The organism is Mucilaginibacter boryungensis (assembly GCF_015221995.1).
GTDB lineage: Bacteria > Bacteroidota > Bacteroidia > Sphingobacteriales > Sphingobacteriaceae > Mucilaginibacter > Mucilaginibacter boryungensis.
Genome location: NZ_JADFFM010000001.1, coordinates 1309821 through 1331711, shown reverse-complemented (window position 1 = coordinate 1331711; position 21891 = coordinate 1309821). Strand labels below are relative to the sequence as shown.

Annotated in this window: 19 protein-coding genes; 7 read left to right on the top strand and 12 right to left on the bottom strand. The window is 44.2% G+C overall.

Going from position 1 to position 21891, the window contains the following annotated elements; genetic code table 11:
* Positions 1-93 precede the first annotated feature (93 nt).
* The gene (locus tag IRJ18_RS05505; protein WP_194105195.1) at positions 94-720 is read right to left on the bottom strand and encodes a hypothetical protein; all 627 of its coding nucleotides are present in this window, start codon (positions 718-720) and stop codon (positions 94-96) included.
* Between the two features lie 250 nt (positions 721-970).
* Between IRJ18_RS05505 and IRJ18_RS05500 the strand changes: the two genes are divergently transcribed.
* Together IRJ18_RS05500 and IRJ18_RS05495 are read left to right on the top strand one after the other, a co-directional pair.
* Positions 971-2272: a DEAD/DEAH box helicase gene (locus IRJ18_RS05500; RefSeq protein WP_194105194.1), complete on the top strand. Its 1302-nt coding sequence runs from the start codon at positions 971-973 to the stop codon at positions 2270-2272.
* A 17-nt stretch (positions 2273-2289) separates the two neighbouring features.
* Positions 2290-2532, top strand: a complete 243-nt coding sequence (locus IRJ18_RS05495; protein ID WP_194105193.1) for a DUF1456 family protein — start codon at positions 2290-2292, stop codon at positions 2530-2532.
* A 163-nt stretch (positions 2533-2695) separates the two neighbouring features.
* Here IRJ18_RS05495 and IRJ18_RS05490 read toward each other — a convergent pair whose 3' ends face one another.
* Together IRJ18_RS05490 and IRJ18_RS05485 are read right to left on the bottom strand one after the other, a co-directional pair.
* Positions 2696-3649 carry a family 43 glycosylhydrolase gene (locus tag IRJ18_RS05490; RefSeq protein WP_228072570.1) on the bottom strand — a complete coding sequence of 318 codons (954 nt, stop codon included), beginning with the start codon at positions 3647-3649 and terminating at the stop codon, positions 2696-2698.
* A gap of 54 nt (positions 3650-3703) precedes the next feature.
* Positions 3704-6397, bottom strand: coding sequence for a glycoside hydrolase family 127 protein (locus IRJ18_RS05485; RefSeq protein ID WP_194105192.1), 2694 nt, complete (start codon positions 6395-6397; stop codon positions 3704-3706).
* A gap of 147 nt (positions 6398-6544) precedes the next feature.
* Here IRJ18_RS05485 and IRJ18_RS05480 point away from each other — a divergent pair, with 147 nt between their 5' ends.
* The 3 genes from IRJ18_RS05480 (at position 6545) to IRJ18_RS05470 (ending at position 9624) form a co-directional block, all read left to right on the top strand.
* Entirely contained in the window at positions 6545-7687 is a 1143-nt protein-coding gene (locus IRJ18_RS05480; protein ID WP_194105191.1) for a serine hydrolase domain-containing protein, read from the top strand.
* Between the two features lie 16 nt (positions 7688-7703).
* Positions 7704-8723: an aldose epimerase family protein gene (locus IRJ18_RS05475; RefSeq protein WP_194105190.1), complete on the top strand. Its 1020-nt coding sequence runs from the start codon at positions 7704-7706 to the stop codon at positions 8721-8723.
* Between the two features lie 91 nt (positions 8724-8814).
* Entirely contained in the window at positions 8815-9624 is an 810-nt protein-coding gene (locus IRJ18_RS05470) for an endonuclease/exonuclease/phosphatase family protein (protein WP_194105189.1), read from the top strand.
* 29 nt (positions 9625-9653) lie between these two features.
* Here the strand turns inward: IRJ18_RS05470 and IRJ18_RS05465 are convergent, their stop codons facing one another.
* Positions 9654-10496, bottom strand: a complete 843-nt coding sequence (locus tag IRJ18_RS05465; protein WP_194105188.1) for an alpha/beta hydrolase — start codon at positions 10494-10496, stop codon at positions 9654-9656.
* Positions 10497-10645: 149 nt separating this feature from the next.
* On the opposite strand from IRJ18_RS05465, the gene IRJ18_RS05460 reads away from it, so the two are divergent.
* Entirely contained in the window at positions 10646-11686 is a 1041-nt protein-coding gene (locus IRJ18_RS05460) for a glycoside hydrolase family 53 protein (protein ID WP_194105187.1), read from the top strand.
* A 2-nt stretch (positions 11687-11688) separates the two neighbouring features.
* On the opposite strand, the gene IRJ18_RS05455 is transcribed toward IRJ18_RS05460, so the two are convergent.
* The 5 genes from IRJ18_RS05455 to IRJ18_RS05435 form a co-directional block, all read right to left on the bottom strand.
* Positions 11689-13125 (bottom strand): DUF3943 domain-containing protein, encoded by a 1437-nt coding sequence (locus IRJ18_RS05455; protein WP_194105186.1) that lies wholly within the window; start codon positions 13123-13125, stop codon positions 11689-11691.
* Between the two features lie 409 nt (positions 13126-13534).
* On the bottom strand, positions 13535-14296 hold the full coding sequence (locus IRJ18_RS05450; RefSeq protein ID WP_194105185.1) for a 3-keto-disaccharide hydrolase: 762 nt from the start codon (positions 14294-14296) through the stop codon (positions 13535-13537).
* A gap of 11 nt (positions 14297-14307) precedes the next feature.
* Positions 14308-15177, bottom strand: coding sequence for a sugar phosphate isomerase/epimerase family protein (locus IRJ18_RS05445; RefSeq protein WP_194105184.1), 870 nt, complete (start codon positions 15175-15177; stop codon positions 14308-14310).
* A gap of 23 nt (positions 15178-15200) precedes the next feature.
* Positions 15201-16547 (bottom strand): Gfo/Idh/MocA family protein, encoded by a 1347-nt coding sequence (locus IRJ18_RS05440; protein ID WP_194105183.1) that lies wholly within the window; start codon positions 16545-16547, stop codon positions 15201-15203.
* Positions 16548-16728: 181 nt separating this feature from the next.
* Positions 16729-16965 carry a cytochrome b5 domain-containing protein gene (locus IRJ18_RS05435; RefSeq protein ID WP_194105182.1) on the bottom strand — a complete coding sequence of 79 codons (237 nt, stop codon included), beginning with the start codon at positions 16963-16965 and terminating at the stop codon, positions 16729-16731.
* Positions 16966-17064: 99 nt separating this feature from the next.
* Here IRJ18_RS05435 and IRJ18_RS05430 point away from each other — a divergent pair, with 99 nt between their 5' ends.
* Positions 17065-17772, top strand: coding sequence for a head GIN domain-containing protein (locus IRJ18_RS05430; RefSeq protein ID WP_194105181.1), 708 nt, complete (start codon positions 17065-17067; stop codon positions 17770-17772).
* Between the two features lie 52 nt (positions 17773-17824).
* Here the strand turns inward: IRJ18_RS05430 and IRJ18_RS05425 are convergent, their stop codons facing one another.
* The 3 genes from IRJ18_RS05425 to IRJ18_RS05415 all read right to left on the bottom strand — a co-directional run bounded on the left by IRJ18_RS05425 (position 17825) and on the right by IRJ18_RS05415 (position 21809).
* Positions 17825-18541 carry a DUF2490 domain-containing protein gene (locus IRJ18_RS05425; protein WP_194105180.1) on the bottom strand — a complete coding sequence of 239 codons (717 nt, stop codon included), beginning with the start codon at positions 18539-18541 and terminating at the stop codon, positions 17825-17827.
* A gap of 135 nt (positions 18542-18676) precedes the next feature.
* Complete coding sequence (locus IRJ18_RS05420) at positions 18677-20839, bottom strand: alpha-galactosidase (protein WP_194105179.1); 2163 nt, start codon at positions 20837-20839, stop codon at positions 18677-18679.
* Between the two features lie 109 nt (positions 20840-20948).
* Entirely contained in the window at positions 20949-21809 is an 861-nt protein-coding gene (locus IRJ18_RS05415) for a ThuA domain-containing protein (RefSeq protein ID WP_194105178.1), read from the bottom strand.
* Positions 21810-21891: the final 82 nt, after the last annotated feature.

The window sequence follows — 21891 nt, the reverse complement described above, 5'->3', positions numbered from 1 at the left end:
CGGCAATATGTGCCGGGCTGTTATTGTCCATTTTACCACAAGCAGCACCTTATAATTATAAAAGATGGGCCAGCGTTTAATATTTGGTGTAAGTTAAATAGAAAGATCGGTAGGCAGGTTTAGTGAATTCAGTTCCGCCCTTATTCGGTTTAAGTCGTTTTCTAAAAGCGTTTTGGCTATATATTCGGGCGAATAAACTGCCTTTATTTTAACATCTATCCTCGCTGTGCCAGGCTTTGTTTTACCTGCTGCGTAAATGAAAGTGTTTCCCCTACGCTCCCACTTTTTCAAGTTCCCGTTTTGTGTTTTTTCTATGCTGGTAATGGTGCAGCCCTCGTTTATAGGCATGGTGTGCCCGCATAGTTTTAAATTCCCGTCGTGCCCGCTTTTCTTACATTCAATATGGTCGGTAAAAGTGTATGAGACTTTACCATAATCCGACGTCCTACTCGATTTAAAGCCAGAAAAATTACGCCGTACTTCATTAAGTAAATTGCTCCATCGCTCCTGGTAGCTATGCCCCGCTGCCTGATCGGTCGAGTTCATAAAATACTCTTTGGCTATTCTTATATTGGTAATGATAGTACCCTTGATATTTGACAAGTTGGGCACCTGGTTAAAAACTTCCTCTTTAACGTTATCGGGATTTGCAATTAGTTGTGCCTGGGCAGATAGTCCTGCAAGTACAGAAATAGCGATACCAAAAAAGATTTTTTTCATTGTTTTAATTTGTTAAGGTTGTTTATAATTTGAATTATTAGAAAAATACACGGCATATAAATTTGACCATAATAGGTAATGTAAACCGCAAAGCTGCGACTGGTCAATTTTAATAAGGGAGCCCTAAATTATTAAAACATTGCATATTTTAATACAGCCGGATAAATATTCGCCATAGTTTTTTGCACAAAAAGGAATAATCGTACACCAAAACTACAAAGCGTATCTTTACGGCCAATACATCCCGGTAATGATAAAAGAAGCGCTCGAAAAATTAAAGATACAGGCCCTTAACCCTATGCAGCAGGCGGCCATTGCTGCGGTTAAACAGGCTGATGTTATTTTGCTTTCGCCTACGGGCTCGGGGAAAACGCTGGCGTTCCTGTTACCATTACTGGGATTGCTAAACCCTGCTATTCCTACTGTGCAGGCCATAATACTGGTACCCTCGCGCGAATTGGCTTTGCAGATAGAACAGGTGTTCCGCACCATTGGCAGCGGCTTTAAAGTGAACTGCTGCTATGGCGGCCACCCGGTTAAAACCGAACTGAACAACCTGTCGCAGCCGCCTGCTGTGTTAATTGGCACCCCCGGCCGTATTGCCCACCATCTGCGCCGTGGAAGTTTTGATACCGCCACTATTAAAACCCTGATACTGGATGAATTTGACAAGGCGCTTGAATTCGGTTTTCAGGAAGATATGGCCTTTATTATTAAACAAATGCCGGCCATTAATAAGCGGGTACTTACGTCGGCCACGCAAATGGACCAGATACCCGCCTTTACGGGGATAAATAAACCGCAAACACTTGATTACCTGGGCAACGCGGCATCAACTCCCGACCTAATACAGAAAGTAGTGATAGCTGAAGCCGCCGATAAACTGGACGCCCTGTTTGCCCTGGTATGTAAAATAGCCGATAAGCCCACCCTGATATTTTGCAACCACCGCGATGCCGTGGAACGCATTAGCGACCTGCTTTACGACCGCGGTCTGCCCCACGATATTTTCCATGGTGGTATGGAACAGGACGACCGCGAGCGGGCACTACTGAAATTCAGAAATGGCAGTCACCGGATATTAATTACAACCGACCTGGCATCGCGCGGGTTGGATATCCCCGAAATTGAGCACGTGGTGCACTACCAGTTACCGCATAACGAGGAAGCTTTTTTACACCGCAACGGACGCACGGCGCGCATGCATGCCAAAGGCACATCGTACTTATTACTAACGCCCGATGAAAAACCATCGTATTTAACCACGATGCCGGAAGTTGAACAACTGCCTGAAAAAGTGAAGCTGCCACCGCTTTCGCCCTGGGCCACGCTGTATATCGCAGCCGGCAAAAAGGACAAGATAAACAAGGTTGATATTGTTGGTCTGCTGCTAAAAAAGGGGGGACTGGACAAAGAAGACCTTGGCCTGATAGAAGTGCTGGATAATTCGGCTTATGCGGCTGTGAAGCGCAACAAAATTGAGCGTACCGTACAATTAGTTAAAAACGAAAAAATAAAAGGCCGGAAGATCAGGATAGATATTTCCCGTTAAATAAAAAACAATACCACATGAGCAATAACGACATCATGAAAAAGCTGCGGGTAGCTATGAAGTTTACCGATGATGATATTATTAAAGTGTTAGACCTGGCCAACTTCAGGGTAACCAAGACCGAGATCAGCGCCATTTTCCGTGCTGATGACCATCCCAACTTTAAGCCCTGCGGCGACCAGATACTGCGTAACTTTTTAAACGGCCTGATTATTTACACCCGCGGCCCAAAAGGCCCGCCACCTGCGGCTAAGGTGTAGTAACATATTTATTAGTCGTGTCATTTCGAACGAGGTACGAGGAGAAATCTTATGCTCGCAGCCAGCATGACGTAGAAGATTTCTCCTCACGCCCAGCACTACCAAACGCATGTTCGTTCGAAATGACATTAGTTATGATTACGCTGATAGCAGATGCGTTTTTCTACTTCTTAACCTTCACCGGTTTTACCTTTTCAAAAACATCCACAGGCATAATATTCCCCTGCGCGTCGAAACGCATGGGCGAGATACAGGTTTCGCGGTTGTAGCCATCGCCACCGGGTATTTTAAAGCGGTGATAGGCAATATACCATTCATCTTTACCGGGCACCTGCACTACCGAGTGGTGCCCTGCCCCTTTTACCACACCTTTACCTTTCAACACCGGGTAACCTACTGCTTTTTTAAACGGCCCCGTTGGCGAACTGGATGTAGCATATGCTATAGAATAGCGTGGGTCTCGGGTATCATATTCCGACCACATCAGGTAATACACTTCCTTGCGTTTGATCATGAACGGGCCTTCGTTATACCCCTGCGGCTTAAAAGAGATGATCTTCGAAGTATCGCAGCTAACCATATCATCGTTCAGTTTTACAATATTGCATTGCCCCTGCCCGAAGTATAGGTAGGCTGTACCGTCGTCATCAACAAACACCATGGGGTCTATCATCTGGCCGCGTTTGGTACCTTTAGGGATCAGCGGTTTGCCCAAAGGGTCTTTAAATGGCCCTGTAGGCTTATCGGCCACAGCCACCCCAATATTTACATTAGCCGAATAGTAGTAATAGTATTTGTTGTTTTTGCGGGCGATGGTCGGCGCCCAGGCGCGCTCGGCAGCCCAGGTAAGGTCGTGCGGCAGGTCGAGTATTACCCCTTCGTTTTTCCAATTCACCAGATTGTTCGACGACCAACAAGTAAAACTGGTAGACAGCCATCCTTTAGTACCATCGGTTGTGGGGTAGATATAAAACTTGTTGCCAAATACCGCGATATTCGGGTCGGCGTACAAACCATTCAGTACTGGAGGAGGCGCATTAAGCGTATCGGTTGTCTGCGCCATTGCCGGTAATGCAGGACACAAGCTTATTAACAGGATAATTATTTTAATTTTCAATTTATCGTTTTAAAAAGTGCGATTATTATTTATTCTTATTTATAATTATTCGTTTTATTCGTTTTTATTCATCCAAACGGTAGAGACTGGTGCACCTTCTACATATTTTGGTTTTTCAGATTCGGGTGTCGGTGTGGTTGGCACCCGGTTAAGTCTGCTGTAATTAGGAATGGCCAATAATGGCGAGCCATCGCTCCAGGTACCATTAATGGTCATTATCCCGTGTAAAAAGTCGTTATTCCATTTCAACGTAAGCGGCTGGTTACTAATAGCTTTTGTTATATCTTTATTATCGGCAGTTTCCACGTTGTACAACAGCGGGCCGTAACGCAGGGCCACTTTGCCCCTGTCAGCGGCAATTTTTTCATCGGCGGTGACACGCTGCACTTCCATGGGCAATTCCAGATCGATACGGTCACCTTTTTTCCAAAGGCGCCTTACAATCGCGTAGCCATTCACAATTTTAGGGGTTAATGGTTTTCCGTTTACACTGATAGATTTCAACCCATTAACCTGTGGTACAGTAGTATACAAATTACTGGTGGTACGGTTAGGCACACGTATATAAACGGTAAATTCCTTGCTTTGCTGCGGGTTTACTATCATGGTTACTTTACCGCTCCAAGGGTAATTTGTTCGTTGGATCATCTCTACATCAGTACCGGCAATTTTATCAACCTTAATAGTACTACCAACAAACAGGTTCACGTACAAACCGTTATCGCCACGTACGTACGTCCAGGTCGGCATCATTAACAAGGTACGCGGGATATTGCCCACGCAGCACGGACAAACATGCCATTGATAACGCGGTTCGGCAGCGGCCAATGGATTGGTATACAGAAAGTTTTTACCATCCAGATCAAGCGAACCCAACAGCGCGTTGTACATCGTTTCTTCGTAGAGGTCGGCATATTTGGCATCATGATAAGCCAGGTTCATTTTATATTCAAAAAATATCAGTCCGCAACTTGAGCATGATTCGCAATAGGCGCCATTTCCTAACGAGTAGTTACCGCCAAATCCTTCAGATGTTTCACCGCTGCCGATGCCGCCTGTTAAGTAATATTTTTTATTTACCAAATTATCCCAGATAGACATTACCGCGCTTTGGTAATCCACATCGCCCGTCTCGGCGGCTACATCGGCCATACCCGAATAGTTATATGTGGCGCGCACGGCATGCCCAACCGCTTCATATTGCTGTTGTACAGGCACATGACTTTGATCGTATTCACTACCACCCTTGCGGCTATCCAGCAGGAATTTGGCCAGCTTTACATAGCTATCGCCGTGACTTTGGTGCCCTTCCTGATCGTTCACAAAACGACCGAAACGCACCAGCGCCTGCTCCATCTCCTGATGACCATCGTACCACTCTTTTTTACCCGGACCAAGGTTGGCTACCCAGCAATCAGCCAGTTTTTTAGCAGCATTGTACAGGCGTTTGTCCTTTCCTTCGGTCAATGTATAATGGTTAATGGCTGATTCAATAAAGTATCCCGCGGTATATCCTTCGTGATTCCCACGGCTTTCGCGTGGCGACCATCTATCATGCCAGCGACTGGTATCTCGCAGGGTATAAGCGGTTTGCAAATAGCCGTCCGGTTCCTGCGCAGCTAAAATAATAGGTATCCACTTGTCAAGCGTGCGCTGCATTTTTTCCTGCGCGGCAATAATTTCTTTGTCACCTTGCGGGTCAACCATCAAAGCTTCGCAAATGGCCTCTACTGTTTGATGAACCCAGGCGTTGCTAAATACATAGCCCTTATGTTTGCCATGTGGCTGGCCATGTAACGCTTTTGCAGCTTCAATAAAGTTATCAATGCCCCCCTCGCCTTCTTTCAGGTCGGTACGTTCGCATTGGTCAATACAAAAAGGTATCCAATTTACGATCATGGCCTTGGCCCGGTCGTTCCATAATTTGCTATCAATTTTATAACGACGGGTATACACCACATCCAGCCTTTTAGCCGGTGGCGGCAGGCATACTTTTACCTTTAATGTTGATGCAGATTTGGTAGTAGCGTTGGTTGCGGTAAAGCTTAGCTGGTAATTGCCGGGGGCGGAAAATGTGGCCGAGCCTTCCTTAGCATTCACATCACTAAAAGTAACGTTACCGGGGCCAGATACTTTTGTCCATACCATACTTTGTACCGGCGTAGCAGAGCGCACCCGCCCGCTTAAATAAGTTTTGCCGTTCAGCATCACATCCCTGTCTACACCCGCAATTACTACGGGCGCATAACCAGCGGAGCCTTCTGTTTGGTAAACGATCCATTCCTGCAACGGGGTTATTTGCCTGTCGGTTGAATCGGCTTCCAGCCTAAGTTTGCTGGTAGTTATTTCGTCAAAGCTAACTGTACTTAATTTATCATTCTGTATCTCTGCGCCTGATAAGTGTTTTACCGGCACAAAAGCGTTACCATCCCAATATTCAATACGATAAGCTTTAGGCAAGCGGATGCTGCCATTAAAGTTATGCCAATAAAGACCAATTTGCCTGGTTGCAATGGGCTGTTGCCATTCGTACTGTACCCATTGTTTGTCCAGGTATTTTACCGGGCGGCCATTAGGGCGCTGGTTATTATTTACCGGCATTTGGCCATCATTCAATCTACCGTAGCCGCCCCCCTGCCCTGTGGCAGTAGCAATATTGGCAAGATTAGGTTGATTATTTGCTTGTTGGGCGAATATATTTTGGCTTAAAGCCGATAGGAAAATGGCTAAACAGATCAGTCTTTTCATATAGGTAATACTTGGTAAAACAGGTTCAATTGGGAATTAATGTTAAAAATACATTTATTTTTTGATTTACAATAGTGATGTGATAATCTGTGTTATGATAAAGTTTTATCTTGAAATTTTTATCTTCACTTTTTCAATACATCTATTATGATCCTATTTAAACATTTCCTTATCGCCTTATTGATAATATTTACTTCTTTAAGTTCCTTCGCCCAAAACGAAAAAGCCGAGGCTAATATCCGGGAGGTGATGAAACAATATGACGCAGTAGGTTTGTCGGTTGCGGTGGTGAAAAATAACAAGATCATTTATACCCATTCATTCGGGTTAAAAAATATAGAACATAACACACCGTTAAGCGACAACGATATTTTCCGCATCGCCTCTATCTCTAAATCTTTCTCGGCTACATCAATCATGCAATTGGCGGCCGCGGGCAAACTTTCGCTGGATGAGGATTTCAGCAAACTGATTGGCTTTAAAGTACGCAATCCTAAGTTCCCTGATAAGGTGATCACTTTAAAAATGGTAATGTCGCACACGGCCAGTCTTAACGATAGCCAGGGTTACTTTAGTTTAGATGGCATAAACCCCGATAAAGGCGTAAACTGGGCAAAATGTTACAATAATTACGAACCCGGCACCGATTACCAATACTGCAACCTGGATTATAATATGATAGGTACTGTTATTGAAAAAATATCGGGCGAACGGTTTGATCAGTATGTGAAACACCATGTGCTTGATCCGCTGGGCTTGTATGCCGGTTACTGTGTCGACTCGCTGGATAACAGCCGTTTCGTTACCATATATGAATACGATGCTAAAACTAAACAGTTTACACCAGATCCGGGTGCTTATAACCCGCGACGCGAGGAAATTAAAAACTATGTGATGGGTTATAGTACCCCTATATTTTCTCCAACTGGCGGTATGAAAATATCAGCTACCGACTTGGCCAAATACATGATGATGCATATGAACTATGGTAAGTACCCGGGTGGTAACCGTATCATCGAAAAGAAATACTCGAAAATTATGCAAACTAAGGTTACCGAAAAAGACGGCTATGGCCTGGCTATCCGCACGGTAGATGATCTGATACCCGGCGTAACTATGAAAGGGCACACAGGCTCGGCATATGGGTTATTTAGCGGCATGTTTTTCCAGCCCGATAAAAAGTTTGGCATAGTGGTGATCACCAATGGTACCAGCGCCCCTGAAACTGATGGTTTTAACGCCTTAATTAAAGCAAGTATAAATAGTTTATATAACGATTTTATAAAGTAACGGCTGTTAGCTGCTGATGAAACTCACCAAAAAGCTTTGGGGCAGGCATGAGGGGAAGGATGTATACTTATTCCATTTATCGAATGATAAAATGGAGATCAGTGTAAGCAATTTCGGTGCTACGATAACGAGCATATTCGTGCCGGATAAAAATGGCAGTCGGGATAATATTGTTTTAAACTATCCCGACCTGTCAGGCTATGTAAACGATAATTATTACATGGGTTGTACCGTAGGCCGTTTTGCCGGTCGTATTGCCAACGCCCGGGTGGAAATTAATGAGGTAGTTTATCCCCTTGCCGCTAACGATGGTGGTAAAAACATTCATTTGCACGGTGGTAATAAAGGTTTCAATAAACAGGTTTTTGATGTTGCCTCCGAAAAAACCACAGATGATACCGCGTCTGTAACGTTTAATTATCGCAGTCCACATTTAGAGGAAGGTTATCCGGGTAATTTAGACGTATGGGTTACCTTTGAATTGACCATTGATAATTATTTAAACATACGATACCAGTGCCTTACCGATAGGGATACACATGTTAATTTAACTAATCACTGTTATTTTAATTTAAGTGGTAACACGAAAAGCGCACTAACCCATAAACTGTTTATTAACGGTGACAAATATGTAGTAACCGACAACAACTATATCCCCACAGGTGAACTGAAACCTGTTACGAATACGCCATACGATTTCAGGAACCCGCATACTATTGCTGATAGCAAACCTAATGGCTACTATAACGAGTGTTATGTACTTAATGTTGATACAGGGAAACCTGCCGCTATATTAAGTGATGATACTACCGGACGCCAGGTTATTGTTGAAACGGACATGCCCGGATTGCTTTTTTACAGCGGTGATTATCTTGGTGGTCAGTTTTCAAAAAATAGCGGCTTGTGCCTGGAAACTCAATTTTTCCCTGATACGCCAAACCACAGGGATTTTCCCGGTAGCCTACTTAAAGCAGGCGAACAATGGGAAAGCTGCACCCAATTTACATTTAAATGGGTTGACGTTCCCTTAACTTAGAATACTTATATTTAAATATCCTTTAAACAATTGGATAAGTATAATACCATCAAACCAATACCATTTAAACCAAACAAAATACGGCTGTACAATGAATAACAATATTAAAATTATACTGGCTGGCTTGTTGCTAAGCGCCTGTTCGCCCAAAGTTGTTTCAAAAAAACAAACGGTTTATGGGGAGCGTGTACTAAAAGTAATGAGTTACAATATCCATCATGCCAATCCACCATCAAAAGCAAAAGAGGGCCTTATTGACATTGATGCGGTAGCGGCAGTCATCCTAAAGCAAAAGCCAGATCTGGTGGGGATTCAGGAAACAGACAAAGGGACTAAAAGAAGCGGCAATGTTGACGAGGCGGCTTTATTAGGTCAGAAAACCGGCATGCACGCACAGTTTTTCAAAGCAATTGATTATGATGGCGGCGACTACGGCCTGACTATTCTAAGTCATTATCCTATTCAATCTTTTAGCAAGGTAAACCTGCCGCAGGCGATGAAAGGCGAAGCGCGCATCTTATCGTATATTACTGTAAATATCCCCGGTAAGGGCAAACTAACTTTTGCAAATACTCATCTTGATGCTACCCACCCCGATAGCAATCGTATTGTACAGATGAAGCGTATTATAGCGGAGTTAAGCAGCAAACAAGGGCCGGTAATTATCGTTGGCGATTTTAACAGTGAAGCCAGTAAGGAGCCTATCCGTATACTCGACCAGCATTTTCGCCGCACTTGCGTGAATGGTTGTGCGTTTACTATCCCGGAAATGCGACCTAATAAAACCATTGATTACATCGCTATAAAAAATGTAGATTGGCCTGTATTAGAACACACAGTTGTTCCCGAAACGTACGCCTCGGACCATAGGCCCGTTGTCGCGACATTTCAATTGAAATAACGTTAAGACAAATTGCAAAAGGGAAACAATTACTTTACAGCCAGCTTTTGCTGCGCAATAAAATAGTCGTGGAAGAACAGCAACTGGTATTTAATAGAATTTGCCCAATATGCAGAATTGTGCCCTCCTGGCCGCACGTAAAAATCGTGAGGAATATTGCGCAGTAACAGCAGGTCGTGCAGGTTTACGTTCACTTTATAAAAGAAATCCTCGGTACCGCAGTCGATAATTAAAGCCAATTTACCCGGTGTCAGCAGGTGGGTCATATTAATGATCGTATTCTTCTCCCAGTTTTCGGGATGCTCTGCATAAGTGCCCAATATGTTAGCCATCTTCCAGTTATTGGGAAACGGGCGGATATCCACCCCGCCGCTGGTGCTGCCTGCTGCGCCAAAAGTATCCTGATGTTTAAAAGCAAGATAAAGCGCCCCATGCCCGCCCATACTTAAACCGGTTATGGCACGTCCACTACGGTTTTTTATTGTTTTATAACGCGCATCAACCCAGGCTACCAGTTCGGTACCTACATAGGTCTCATATTTCCAATCAGGGTTTACCGGGCTATCCAGGTACCAGCTTGATATGTTGCCATCGGGGCAAACTATCAGCATATGGTATTCGTCGGCCAGGCTTTGCACCGCGGGCGCGTTTCTAACCCAATCCGAATAGTTGCCGCCATAGCCATGCAAAAGGTAAACTGTCGGCATTACGGATAACTTATCGTAATCATTAGGCTTAATAATTACCGCTTTTATTTTTTTGTGCATTGCCTGGCTGGTCGTCTCAACGGTATCTACAATGGCGGCTACAGATAGCTTGCTTATTAACAGCAGATGCAATATAACGATGCTAAGGCGGAATATTTTTTTCATTTAACAGGTGGGCTGAATAGCAAAAATAGTAAAACCAATAATTTTTAATAATAAAACTTTTGTTAGCAAATACTTTGATGGGGCTAAATATATCCATAAGTGATTAATGAATAAATAAGTTCATAACTTAGTCTATACAACCATCCGGTATGAGAACACTATATATATTTATAATCACCATATGCATCGCTTTAATAGCCTGCGGTAAGGAAAAAAGTGATACTACCGCAATTGAAGGACAACCACCGTCTGTTTTACCTGCAGGTTTTGCCAAAGGGGCTGATATTGGCTGGCTATCTGAAATGGAGGACGCGGGACGTAAGTTTAATGATAACAAGGGCAATGCCATGGATTGTATCGATCTACTGAAAAGCAAAGGCATTAATTCTATTCGCCTCCGGGTATGGGTAAACCCGGCTACGAAATACAGCAGCAAGGCAGATGTGCTGGCCCTGGCTATTCGTGCCAAAAACAAAGGCATGCGGCTGATGATAGATTTCCACTACAGTGATAACTGGGCCGACCCCGGCAAACAGGTTACCCCCGCCGCCTGGAAAAATTATGACCTGCCTGCGCTGCAAAAAGCAGTTTATGAGCATACTTATGATGTACTAAGTATCTTAAAGGCCAATGGCATCACCCCCGAATGGGTACAGGTAGGCAATGAAAGCAATACCGGCTTTATGTATCCGCTTGGAGATATGTCAACCAATAATGGGGCTAATTACGCTATGTTAACCAATAGCGGTTACGACGCGGTTAAAGCCGTTAACCCGGCCATAAAAGTAATTGTGCATGTATCTAACGGTTATGATAATAAACTTTTCCGCTGGCATTTTGATAACATGGTGACCAATGGCGCTAAGTTTGATATGATAGGCATGTCGTTATACCCGCCGGTTGACTCGTGGCAAACCTATACCGCCAACCTGCTTAGTAATATGCAGGATATGATTGCCCGTTATGGTAAACCCATAGTGATATCGGAAGTTGGCATGAATGCCGACGCCGCCAAGGCATCCAAAGATATGCTGACCGATGTTCTGACCAAAACAGCATCGTTAGGTGCAAATGGGGTTGGTGTGTTTTACTGGGAACCCGAAGCCTATAACTGGAAAAACTATCCCATGGGTGCGTTCGACAGCAGTGGTAAGCCAACCATCGCTATGGATGCATTCCTGTTGAATTGAGGTTATTTAATATCAACCGAGTAACGCGCCGATAATTTAAAATAAGGGTAGCTTCTATCTACATCGGGATGGTCTTTATAATACCCACGCAGGGTAAAATAACCAGGCTCAAAATTGGCTGAAAAACCTTTTACAGGCGCGTAACTAAACTCGCCGGATACGGCATGCAGGAAATAGTGCGAGTGGTTACCGTTCATTGTTTTTGTCCAGCCACCTCGATAGTTCCACGTAAACTTCAATTTATCGGCCAGGTTTACTATGGCCCCGCCATTGATACCTAAACCCGATCCATAATCGTAATTACGACCATTGACAAGGTATGGACTTGGTATCGCTGCCAGCAAAATTGGCCCTATGCCCAACGTAGTATTTATTTTCAATTTTTTAAAGGGCTGAAACAGCGAGTATAAATTTGCTTTTACACTCTCGCCGCCGTAAAAAAATGATACATTATGGATGTAATCATAATTTGCCGATATCACCAGCAAATGCTTAATATCATCACTATGATTATCTAACTGCCAGCCAACTATAGAGCCATAAACTGAAACGATGTTTAGCGCGGTGCTATCATCCCTGCCTATTTCGGCATTGATAATGATGTTACTAAACGGCTTCCTGAAATTTTCATACGGCGTACCATATAAAAGTTTAGCATGTGCGTACCAGCCCGATTGCCCGCTTGCACCAAATAAACTTTCGGTGCCTGAATTAAATTTACGGTAGCCTAAATCAAATTCGGCATTCACTTTTGATGAGTCTACCTCTTGTGTATTACGGGCAACCTTGCCCCATTTCCCGTCTAAAATGCGATTTATACCATTAGTAGGGCAAACAATAAAGGCAAACAGCTCGCTCATTTGCCGGTGAATCCCGTGGGTATGGTTGTTCACCATTTTGTTAGATAAGCGATAGGTCATTTCACCAAGCACTATACCGCCAAAACTGGTGTTAATAAAATCGTTAGGCGCAGGCGCCTGGTTCTCGGCAAAAGTTTCCCAAAGATAACTGCCGGCAAATGTTGCCGGTACCGATTGCCAAAAACTATACCCGTTGGTACGGAACGAATTAAAAAAGTAACTCCCATGGTATGGGTGACCAAACTGATTGGTTTGGAAAGGATCGTTATCCCAGGCCCAATGCCCGGGGTTTAAGTTATATCCAACGGTTTTCCAACTAATGTTGGCATAATCCTTCCCAGCCAACTTATCAATAGTCCACGGGGTAATCTCTGAAAAACCGAATTCGATAAAAGCGCGTTGCAGGTGTTTATGGTTAAGCAAACTATCGCGTATCTCCCGCTGCCGGGCACGACTGGTTACCGGTGGTGGTGTATAAAATGGCGTTTCCTGAGCAAAGCTTGTTATCGGCTCAGCAAGTATGATGAGGATAAAAAAAATAAACCTTAATCGGTTTGCGTGTTTGCGTTTCAATTTCATAGGTTGAACAGCCTCTGCATCAATAATGCATTTAATAATACAAAGCTGCTACAATTTGTGATAGCTATTCAACCTATAAAATTGATTTTAGTTTCACACCCCTGTAACACTTATGTCATTTAATCAATAGTTCTCTCCCGCTTTCAAAAATGACAATACCAACAAAGATTGGGATACTTCAGGAAAATCGCGTTTCAACCTTCCATTCATTTTTGAGGCTAAAGCCTTTTTTTGCTATGCTTTAAACCGTCCCACAAATGGGACGGCAATGAAAAGTTTACTTTATTTTTAATTGCCATTGGCTTCAGCCAACGGGATAAGCCCGAATTCAAGATGGCTTTAGCCTTAAACTTATACGATATTGTTTTAAAAGCGATTTCCTGTTGAACACTTCCCGGATTGTGATTACTTATTTCAGTTCCTTTATCTTAATATTACGATAATTTACTTCAAAGCCATGATCCTGCAAAAGGATGTGGCCTTTATCGGCCTCGCCAAAATCTTTCCAAATTTTATATTTACTAATTTTTACCAGATCGCGATATTCAGGTGATTTACGTACATACGATAATACTTTGACCCCATTAAGCCAATGTTCTACCCTGTTATCCGGGTAAACCACAATACGGCCGGTATTCCACTCACCAATCGGGCGGATAATACTGGCAGGCTTATTAGCCGGGATCAAATCATATAATGAAGCCAGTGTGCGGTCGCCATCACGGCCTAATTTGGCGTCGGGATGTACTGCATCATCCAGCACCTGGTATTCCAGTCCAATAGCCGAGCCTTTGGTTTTTTCATCAAGGGTTACAAAATATTTAACGCCGCTATTAGCGCCGCGACTCATCCGGAAATCAAAAGTAAGTTCAAACGCCGCGTATTCGTCTTTTGTAATAATATCGCCTACGTTGGCCGCTTCGCCGCCGCCCGATCCAAGGATGGTTAAAGTACCATCTTTAACAACCCACCCGGTAGGCTTAAATGGTGATTTACCCGCATCGGCCCCTATCCAGCCATTTGATGATTTTCCATCAAAAAGTAGTTTCCAGCCCTCACTTTTTTCTTTCGCGGTCAGCGTATTCATTTTTTGCGCTAAAGCTGTTTTACCAGCCAGCGTGCCCATCATTAACAGGCAAACACCTACAGTGTATATGGTCTTTGTTCTCATATGTATTTATGTTAGTCTTTTTTTAAGCTATTCAGATATTTTATACTTTCGGGCACCTGTGTAACCGATGCACTGCTTTCATCTTCAATATAATAGTGCTTTACACCAGCTTTGCGCGCGGCTTTTATTACTGCCGGGATATCTATCTGCCCCGTACCTAAAATCACGTCGTTATCCTGCGCGGTACCACCTGAAAGGCTGCCACGCTCCACACCTTTTTTCAGGTCCTTCATATGCAGGGCTTTGTAGCGGTTGCCATATTTAGCCAGCAAAGCTGCCGGATCCTGTCCCGGGAAAAATGCCCACAGGATATCCAGCTCCAGGCTTACATATTTAGGGTCGGTGTTTTTAACCAGGTAATCGTACAGTGTGCCGTCTTCATAAGGCTGGTATTCAAAACCGTGGTTATGATAAATAAAGGTAAGTCCATAATTATCTTTCAGCAATTTGCCATACTTATTAAAATCGGCGACAGCCTGTTTGGCATTATCTAAAGTAAAAGCGCCTTTGTGGGGTATACCGGCTACCCGGACATAGGTTGCCCCTAATGTTTTTGCGGCTTTCCCTACTTCATCGGTTTTATTTACCAGGTCATCATAACTTACCCCGTACGATGAGCATTTAATCCCCCGTTCGTCGCACATTTTGCGCAGGTTCTCGGGTGTTTGTTTAAACAGGTTTGAAAACTCAATATCGGTTACGCCGTTGCTTTTGATCATATCCAGCGTGCCGGGGACATCCTTAGCAAATTGATTGCGATAGGTAAATGAAACCATTCCCGGCGCTTCGGGGAATAATTGTTTTTGGGCAAAGGCTTGACTGCTGATTAAGCCGCCTATCAGGCTTAGCGTTAGTAGTGTTTTTTTTAGGTGATGGATCATGTTTTAAATTGATGTTTTGATAATTAAACTTTAGGTTCCCAACCCGGTTCGTAGCTACGTTTCCAAAGTTTTTGTGCCTCAGGGTCGTTCAGGATGTGGCCGTTCTTTGGGTCAAGGTGTAATTCGCGGCCTACGCGCCAGGCAATGTTGCTTAGCTGCATACCGATGATGCTTTTATGCCCTATTTCCACATCGCAATTAGGTTTGCGGTTATTGCGTATGGCATCCAGGAAATCGGCTACGTGCATACTATCCATTCCAAGGCTCACGCTGGCGGTATTACGGCCTTGCAGTGCTTCTTCTTTAGCTTTCGGGCCCACTTCTTTTACCAGTTTACCCTTCAGGTCAAATACCTTGTAGGCATCATTCCCTGTGCTTAAACTGCCGTTCTCACCGTAAAAAATAATACCGCGGTCATCTCCCTCTATCTTGCGTCCATTCACACTGCTGCTCTCCCACATAATCATTTTTCTGTCGGGGTATTCCAGCGTTACTACCTGCGTATCCGGCGTTTGCCAATCATCCTTAAAAGCATAGCGCCCGCCAGATGATGTTACTTTCACAGGATAATCAACCCCTAAGCCCCAACGGGCAACATCAACTTCGTGTGTGCCATTGTTCAACGCCTCACCGGTTCCCCAATGCCAAACCCAATGCCAGTTATAATGGATCAGCCCGTCCTGGTAAGCCAGGCGTGGCGCAGGGCCTTGCCATAGGTCGTAATTTAGTTCTGCCGGTGGGGTACCGGGTTTTAAGAAGGTGGCTTTACGTTCGTTAGTATACCATGTTTTGGCATAATACACCCTACCTATTATACCCTCATGTAATTGTTGTATACCCTCGGTTAGTATCGGCGCCGAGCGGCGTTGTGCGCCCATTTGCACCACCCGGTTATGTTTGCGGGCCGCGGCAATGGCCAGTTCACCCTCGTGCGGGTTATGGCTTAGCGGTTTCTCTACATATACATGTTTGCCGGCATTGCAACCCATAATGGTAAGGGGTGCATGCCAATGATCGGGCGTGGCAATGTAAATGGCATCAATATTCTTATCCTGCATTACCTTGCGGCAATCGCCTTCGGTTTTTGGGACGTTTATTTGTTTATTATCAGCTACAGATTTTAAGGCTTTGGCAAATACGCGGGTATCCACATCACACAGTGTAAGAATCTCCGCGTCCTTTTGCCGCGCAAAGGTACCTGCCATACTGGTGCCGCGCCCATTTAGGCCAATAATAGCCATATGTATACGTTCATTGGCGCCAATAATATTGCGGTAGCTTTTAGCGCTCATGCCAAACAGGCTGTTGCCTGCCACAACACTGGCCGATGTTATAGCCACTTTTTTAATAAAGTCTCTTCGTTTCTCCATAATACAGGTAAATGCAGTAATAATTACGGTTAACAGGTATAATAGCTGGTATACTAAATACCGAATAATTATTCGCAATAATGAAATTTATTTTGGCATTTAGTTCAACCAAAGTACCTTGCCCGTCCACGCTATTGTCGCTGCTACTGTTTTTAAGGAATAACCTGGGAACAGGTTAAAGTTACTTCAATACCCCTACCTTTTTAAACTTCTCGAAAACAGTTTCGGTATGCGGTGCATCCACTAATTCGGGAGTTAAGTCTTGCCCGGCCCAGTGTTCGTAATGCTTGCCATTGCGCCACAGGCGGCTTTCCGTCACATCATATATAATACCCAGATAGGCAATCCATATTTGGGGTTTATCCTGCCCATTGCGCAGGGCCAGTTGAGAGCGGGTATATTCGGGCAGGTCGGTCATGGTTTATTTTGTAGCTAATTAAAGTACACAAAAAAAGCGATATTTACTGTAACCTATTGCATCGGGTTAACGTCTTATTGCTACAAAAACTATAAAACCATGAAAAAACTGACCACATTTTTATTTGCCGTACTACTGATTATTGGCTTAAATAGCGCTTTCGCTGAAGTGCAAGACCGCCACTTATCCGGCTTCCACGCTATTAGTGCTTCCGCATCTTTTGATGTTTATATTACACAAGGTTCAACCGAATCGGTTAAGGTAGAAGCACCGTCCGACGTGATCAACCGTATTATTACCGAGGTAGACGGCGACGTGTTAAAGATCCGGACAAAAAACGGCTCCTTCAGCTGGGGCGGCTGGTTTAACAATTCGCACAAAAAAATGGTTGTGTATGTAACTATCAAAAGCATCCACGCTATTAATATTTCTGGCTCAAGCGATGTTTTCTTTAAAGAAGGCATTAATGCCGATAAAATGGAGTTGATTGTTAGCGGCTCGGGCGATGTTGTTGGCAAACTAAACGCAAAAAGCCTGGAGACCCGTGTATCAGGCAGCGGCGATATTAAACTGGCCGGCAATGCTCAAACATCTATCATACGTATGAATGGTTCGGGCGATTTTTCGGGCCGCGACTTTGTTACCGCCATTACTACGATAAGTATTTCGGGTTCAGGTGATGCCACAGTAAATGCCTCGCAAAAACTTGAAGCCAGGGTATCTGGCTCGGGTGACATCCGTTATGCCGGTAATCCTAAAGAGGTATCCAAAAGCACCTCGGGCAGCGGCGAAGTACATAGGATATAACGCAAACAACATAAAAAAGAAGGGCGGCCCGTTAACAGGCCGCCCTTCTTTTTTATTTACCGAACCTGGTATACAGGGCCACCTGCATTACATGGTTTATAGTATAAGCCTCGGCTTGTTTAATATATTGATTGAGATAACCGGCCTCCACATCAATCATTTTGTTTAAGCGGTAACCAAAGGCCGCATAGGCGCGATTTTGGTCGAGCGTATGTTTATTAACCTTGTCTTTATTTTGTACGTTAGCAAATGCCTCGTTTTGCAGCGCCACGAAAGTGCCCTGGGTAAATACCGGTTTATTATTAAGCGGAATAACCCCGCGCACAAAATAGCGGAAGCGTTGCGAGAAAACATCGGGCTGAGTGGCGGTTTGCCCCTGGAAACGTTGTTCTAAACGGAAACGATGGGTTATAGCCGTATTTATCCCTGCTTTTTGTGATATGATGAACTGCTCGAAGATCCGGTGTTCGGGCCTGAAGGTTTTGCCCGAGGCGTTGCGGCCATTGGTAGCGATATAAGCATAGCCCAGGTCGGCACGTTTGTTTTTATTAAAATAATAACTGGCCGAAGGGCGCAATAACACGTTTCGCAAATAATCGGCATGATGGGCCGAGCGAAACTGCGCATCGAAAGCGGCGCCCCAATGGTCATTAAACTTTTGTGTATGGAACCATGCGCCCCAGGTAGTTAATTCGTTTGTTTGGGCCTGTGCAAACCCGGCGATAGATAATTGAACAGCACATAAAATGCCAATAGCCTTTAGCTTCATAAATAATGTTAAGTTTTAGTTTCGATCACTTTAACGGAGAAACTGCGAGATTATTTGAGTATCATCTAATAAAAAATGCCATCTCAAGCGAAGTGTGTCGCTTGAAATGGCATAATGGAATTAAGATATAAGATTTTACTGCTGCGTTACCTCTATCACATTGCTGCTTTGCTGACCCGCGCTGCCCGTAGTAATGCCAACGCCTATTGTCATCAGGTATTCGCCGCTGAAGATTTTGCCGTTATCCTGCAAGGCAGCTTTAGCACCCTCTACCAGGTTTATTTCCTGAACTTTGTATTGCTTCTGTGCATCCAACCCTTGCATTTTAATTTTGGTGAAAGGTTCCTTGTAGCGTTTGTTCAGCACGTAGTTAAATAATATTGCCTTATCTTTTTTATCGCTCACATACATCAAATCGGCACGGTTTTCTTCATAGGGGGATACCAGTCGGTAAAGGTCGCCCTGAAATATTACCGGTTTGATACGATTATAGGTGGCCACAGCAGCGTGACTGAATTTGATCTCTGCTTCGGTCATTTTCTTTACATCCATATCATAACCCATACGGCCCATCATGGCCACATCTGTACGGAATTTAAGGGAAGCCGTTTTATTCCACGAAGTAATATGGTTTGAAACAGTAAGCGCGGGAAAGAAGTTACTGTACCCCCATTGAATGAATACCCGTTCAACAGGGTCGGTGTTATCGCTTGGCCAAAATTCTGTAAAATACTTCATGGCAGCATAATCGGTACGGCCGCCACCGCCGCTGCAAAGCATCATAGGCATGGTGGGGTACTTTGCACGAACCCTGTCCAGCACTTTATACAAGCCCAAAGTATAATCAACATACAGGTGCGATTGTTTATCTTTTAAATACGGCGAGTAAGTGTTACTCATGGTACGGTTGCAGTCCCATTTAATATAGGCCACGCCCGGGTTTTTAGTGAGCAGGTTATCTACAATGCTATATACATAATCCTGTACCTTAGGGTTGGTTAGGTCAAGCACCAATTGGTTGCGCTGGTAGTTCTCCTCGCGGTTGGGTAATTTCAATATCCATTCGGGATGCTTTTCGTATAGTTCGCTTTTGGGGTTCACCATCTCCGGCTCCAGCCAAATCCCAAACTTAATGCCTTTAGCCTCGGCTTGTTTTACCAGGTATTCTACATCATGCGGCAGGATGGTTTTGTTGGCTTCCCAATCGCCAAGACCGGCTTTATCGTTACTGCGCGGGTATTTGTTACCAAACCAGCCATCATCTAACAAAAACAGATCGACACCTAATTTATTTGCGCCATCAAACAAGCCTACCAGCATTTGCTCGTCAAATTTAAAGCCGGTAGCCTCCCAGTTATTCAGCAAGGTTACACGGGTACCTTTGCCATCCATTACGCCATAGTTGCGCGCCCATTTATGGATATTACGGGTGGCCTGGCCTTTGCCGGTATTGCTGTAGGTGAATATTAAAGCCGGTGTAGTAAACGTTTTGCCCTGCGCCAGATGATATTCTGATGCGTACGGGTTGATCCCTGATATCACCCGCAGACCATTGATCTCATCTATCTCGAACTGGAACTGGAAGTTGCCTGTCCACGCCAATGTGGCAGCCACTACTTCGCCGCTGGCTTCATCGGCAGGTTTATTTAGCGCAAGCATAAACATAGGCGCCTGGAACTTATCGGCACGGGTACCCAGTTTGCTGTCAATTACTTTTATGCCGCTGGTTAGTTGGCTTTCCTGCTCTTTCATTTCAGTTGCCCAATCGCCGTGAAACTGCGTAAGGTAATATTTGGCCGCATCAAAGTGCAACATATTCGATGCATAATTGGTAAGCGTTAGCGCGCCCTTTTCATCGTTTTTAATTTCAGTCCAGGCTTTTATAACGTTCTCCTGCTCGTATGCCTGATAATGCAATACTACTTCAACCGGGTATTTAGGGTCTTTTAGTTCGATGGTAGTTTCGGTCATGTCGCCCTGCTTATCCTGCTTATCGGCTACGTACTGCAGCAGCAACGATGGATTGCCATCGGTATGGGTAACTTTAATGGCCGGCTCGTTCTGGTCTTCCATGCCGCCGGTTATATAGGCTTCTTTACGGCCAGTAGGCAAGCCTGCATACTCTGCAGTATTAGCCAGTTTTTTACCAAAATAGGTTTGATACACCCGGTTATTACTATAAACCTTAAAAACAAGGCTTACATCTTTGGTTTCAACAATAATTTGCTTAATACTTTGTGCCTGCGCGGCAACGAAACCTGCTGCAAAAAAAAGCAGGGCAACGGACTTTTTTATCATACCGGAAGAATAATTGGTTAATGGTTTATCAGTGTAAATCTGCGAAGGCAATAATAATCCAAATCAATCATTTATTCAATGGATAAATTCATGGTACGGATGGATAAAATCATTTGCTGTTCCCTTTCCCCGCACCCAACCATAACAACGCGTTAAGGATCAGCTTACTTTCCATCTCGCTGCCAAAGGTGCTTGACAGGGTTTTATTAGTTTTATCGTACTTGTGTTCATAGTCCATATCGTTGTGCCCCATGTTAATGTATACCATTCGGTACTTACTGTTGCTCCATACTACCGGATAATAACCGCTGTGCCATATCTCACTTTGTTTTGGCCCGGTACCCAAGGGGAAGCTGGCGCTATCTATAGCGCATAATATGCGGATGTCGGGGTTTTGGCGCAGGTCGCGCTCCCAGCGGTACCACTCGTTCGGCGATGCCTTAAATGTTTTGGGCAGGCCTTTTACTGCCGGGTGCTGCTTATCCTCTACCCGTAATATAGCTGATGTTGGCCGCCAGGTGTTGCTTACATATTGCCCCGAACCTAAGAACGTATTATGGTACCAGTCCCAATTTTGCGGTACGCCCGATTGGTTCATGGCAAATGCAGCGAAGTGAAACCCCAGCCAGCCACCGCCGTTTTCCATATATTTTTGAAATTCAGCACGCTGATCGGCACCTTCGGGACGGGTATCTAAAAATAGCACAACCTGGTATTGGGCCAGGAATTTGGCATTCATATTATTCCAGTTGGTGGTTGAATCGTACTGGAAATTATATTTGTCAGCCATTTTAGCGAACCATGGGTTTGCCTCGTGCACAAAGCTAATATGCGCCAGGTCTTGCTTAGCGGTGTAAAAAGCGATCACCTTAAATTTAGTTTTTTTGCTTTGCGCGATAACAAAAGTGCAAGCCGTAAATAAAATAAAAACACATAGCAATAACTTCAGTTTCAGGCAGGGTTTAGTCATGGTTGATGCTGGTTTGATAATCAACATAAAACTAAAACACTTTAGGTTGGAAGGTTTACAGCAAATGAGCAGTTTATTATAA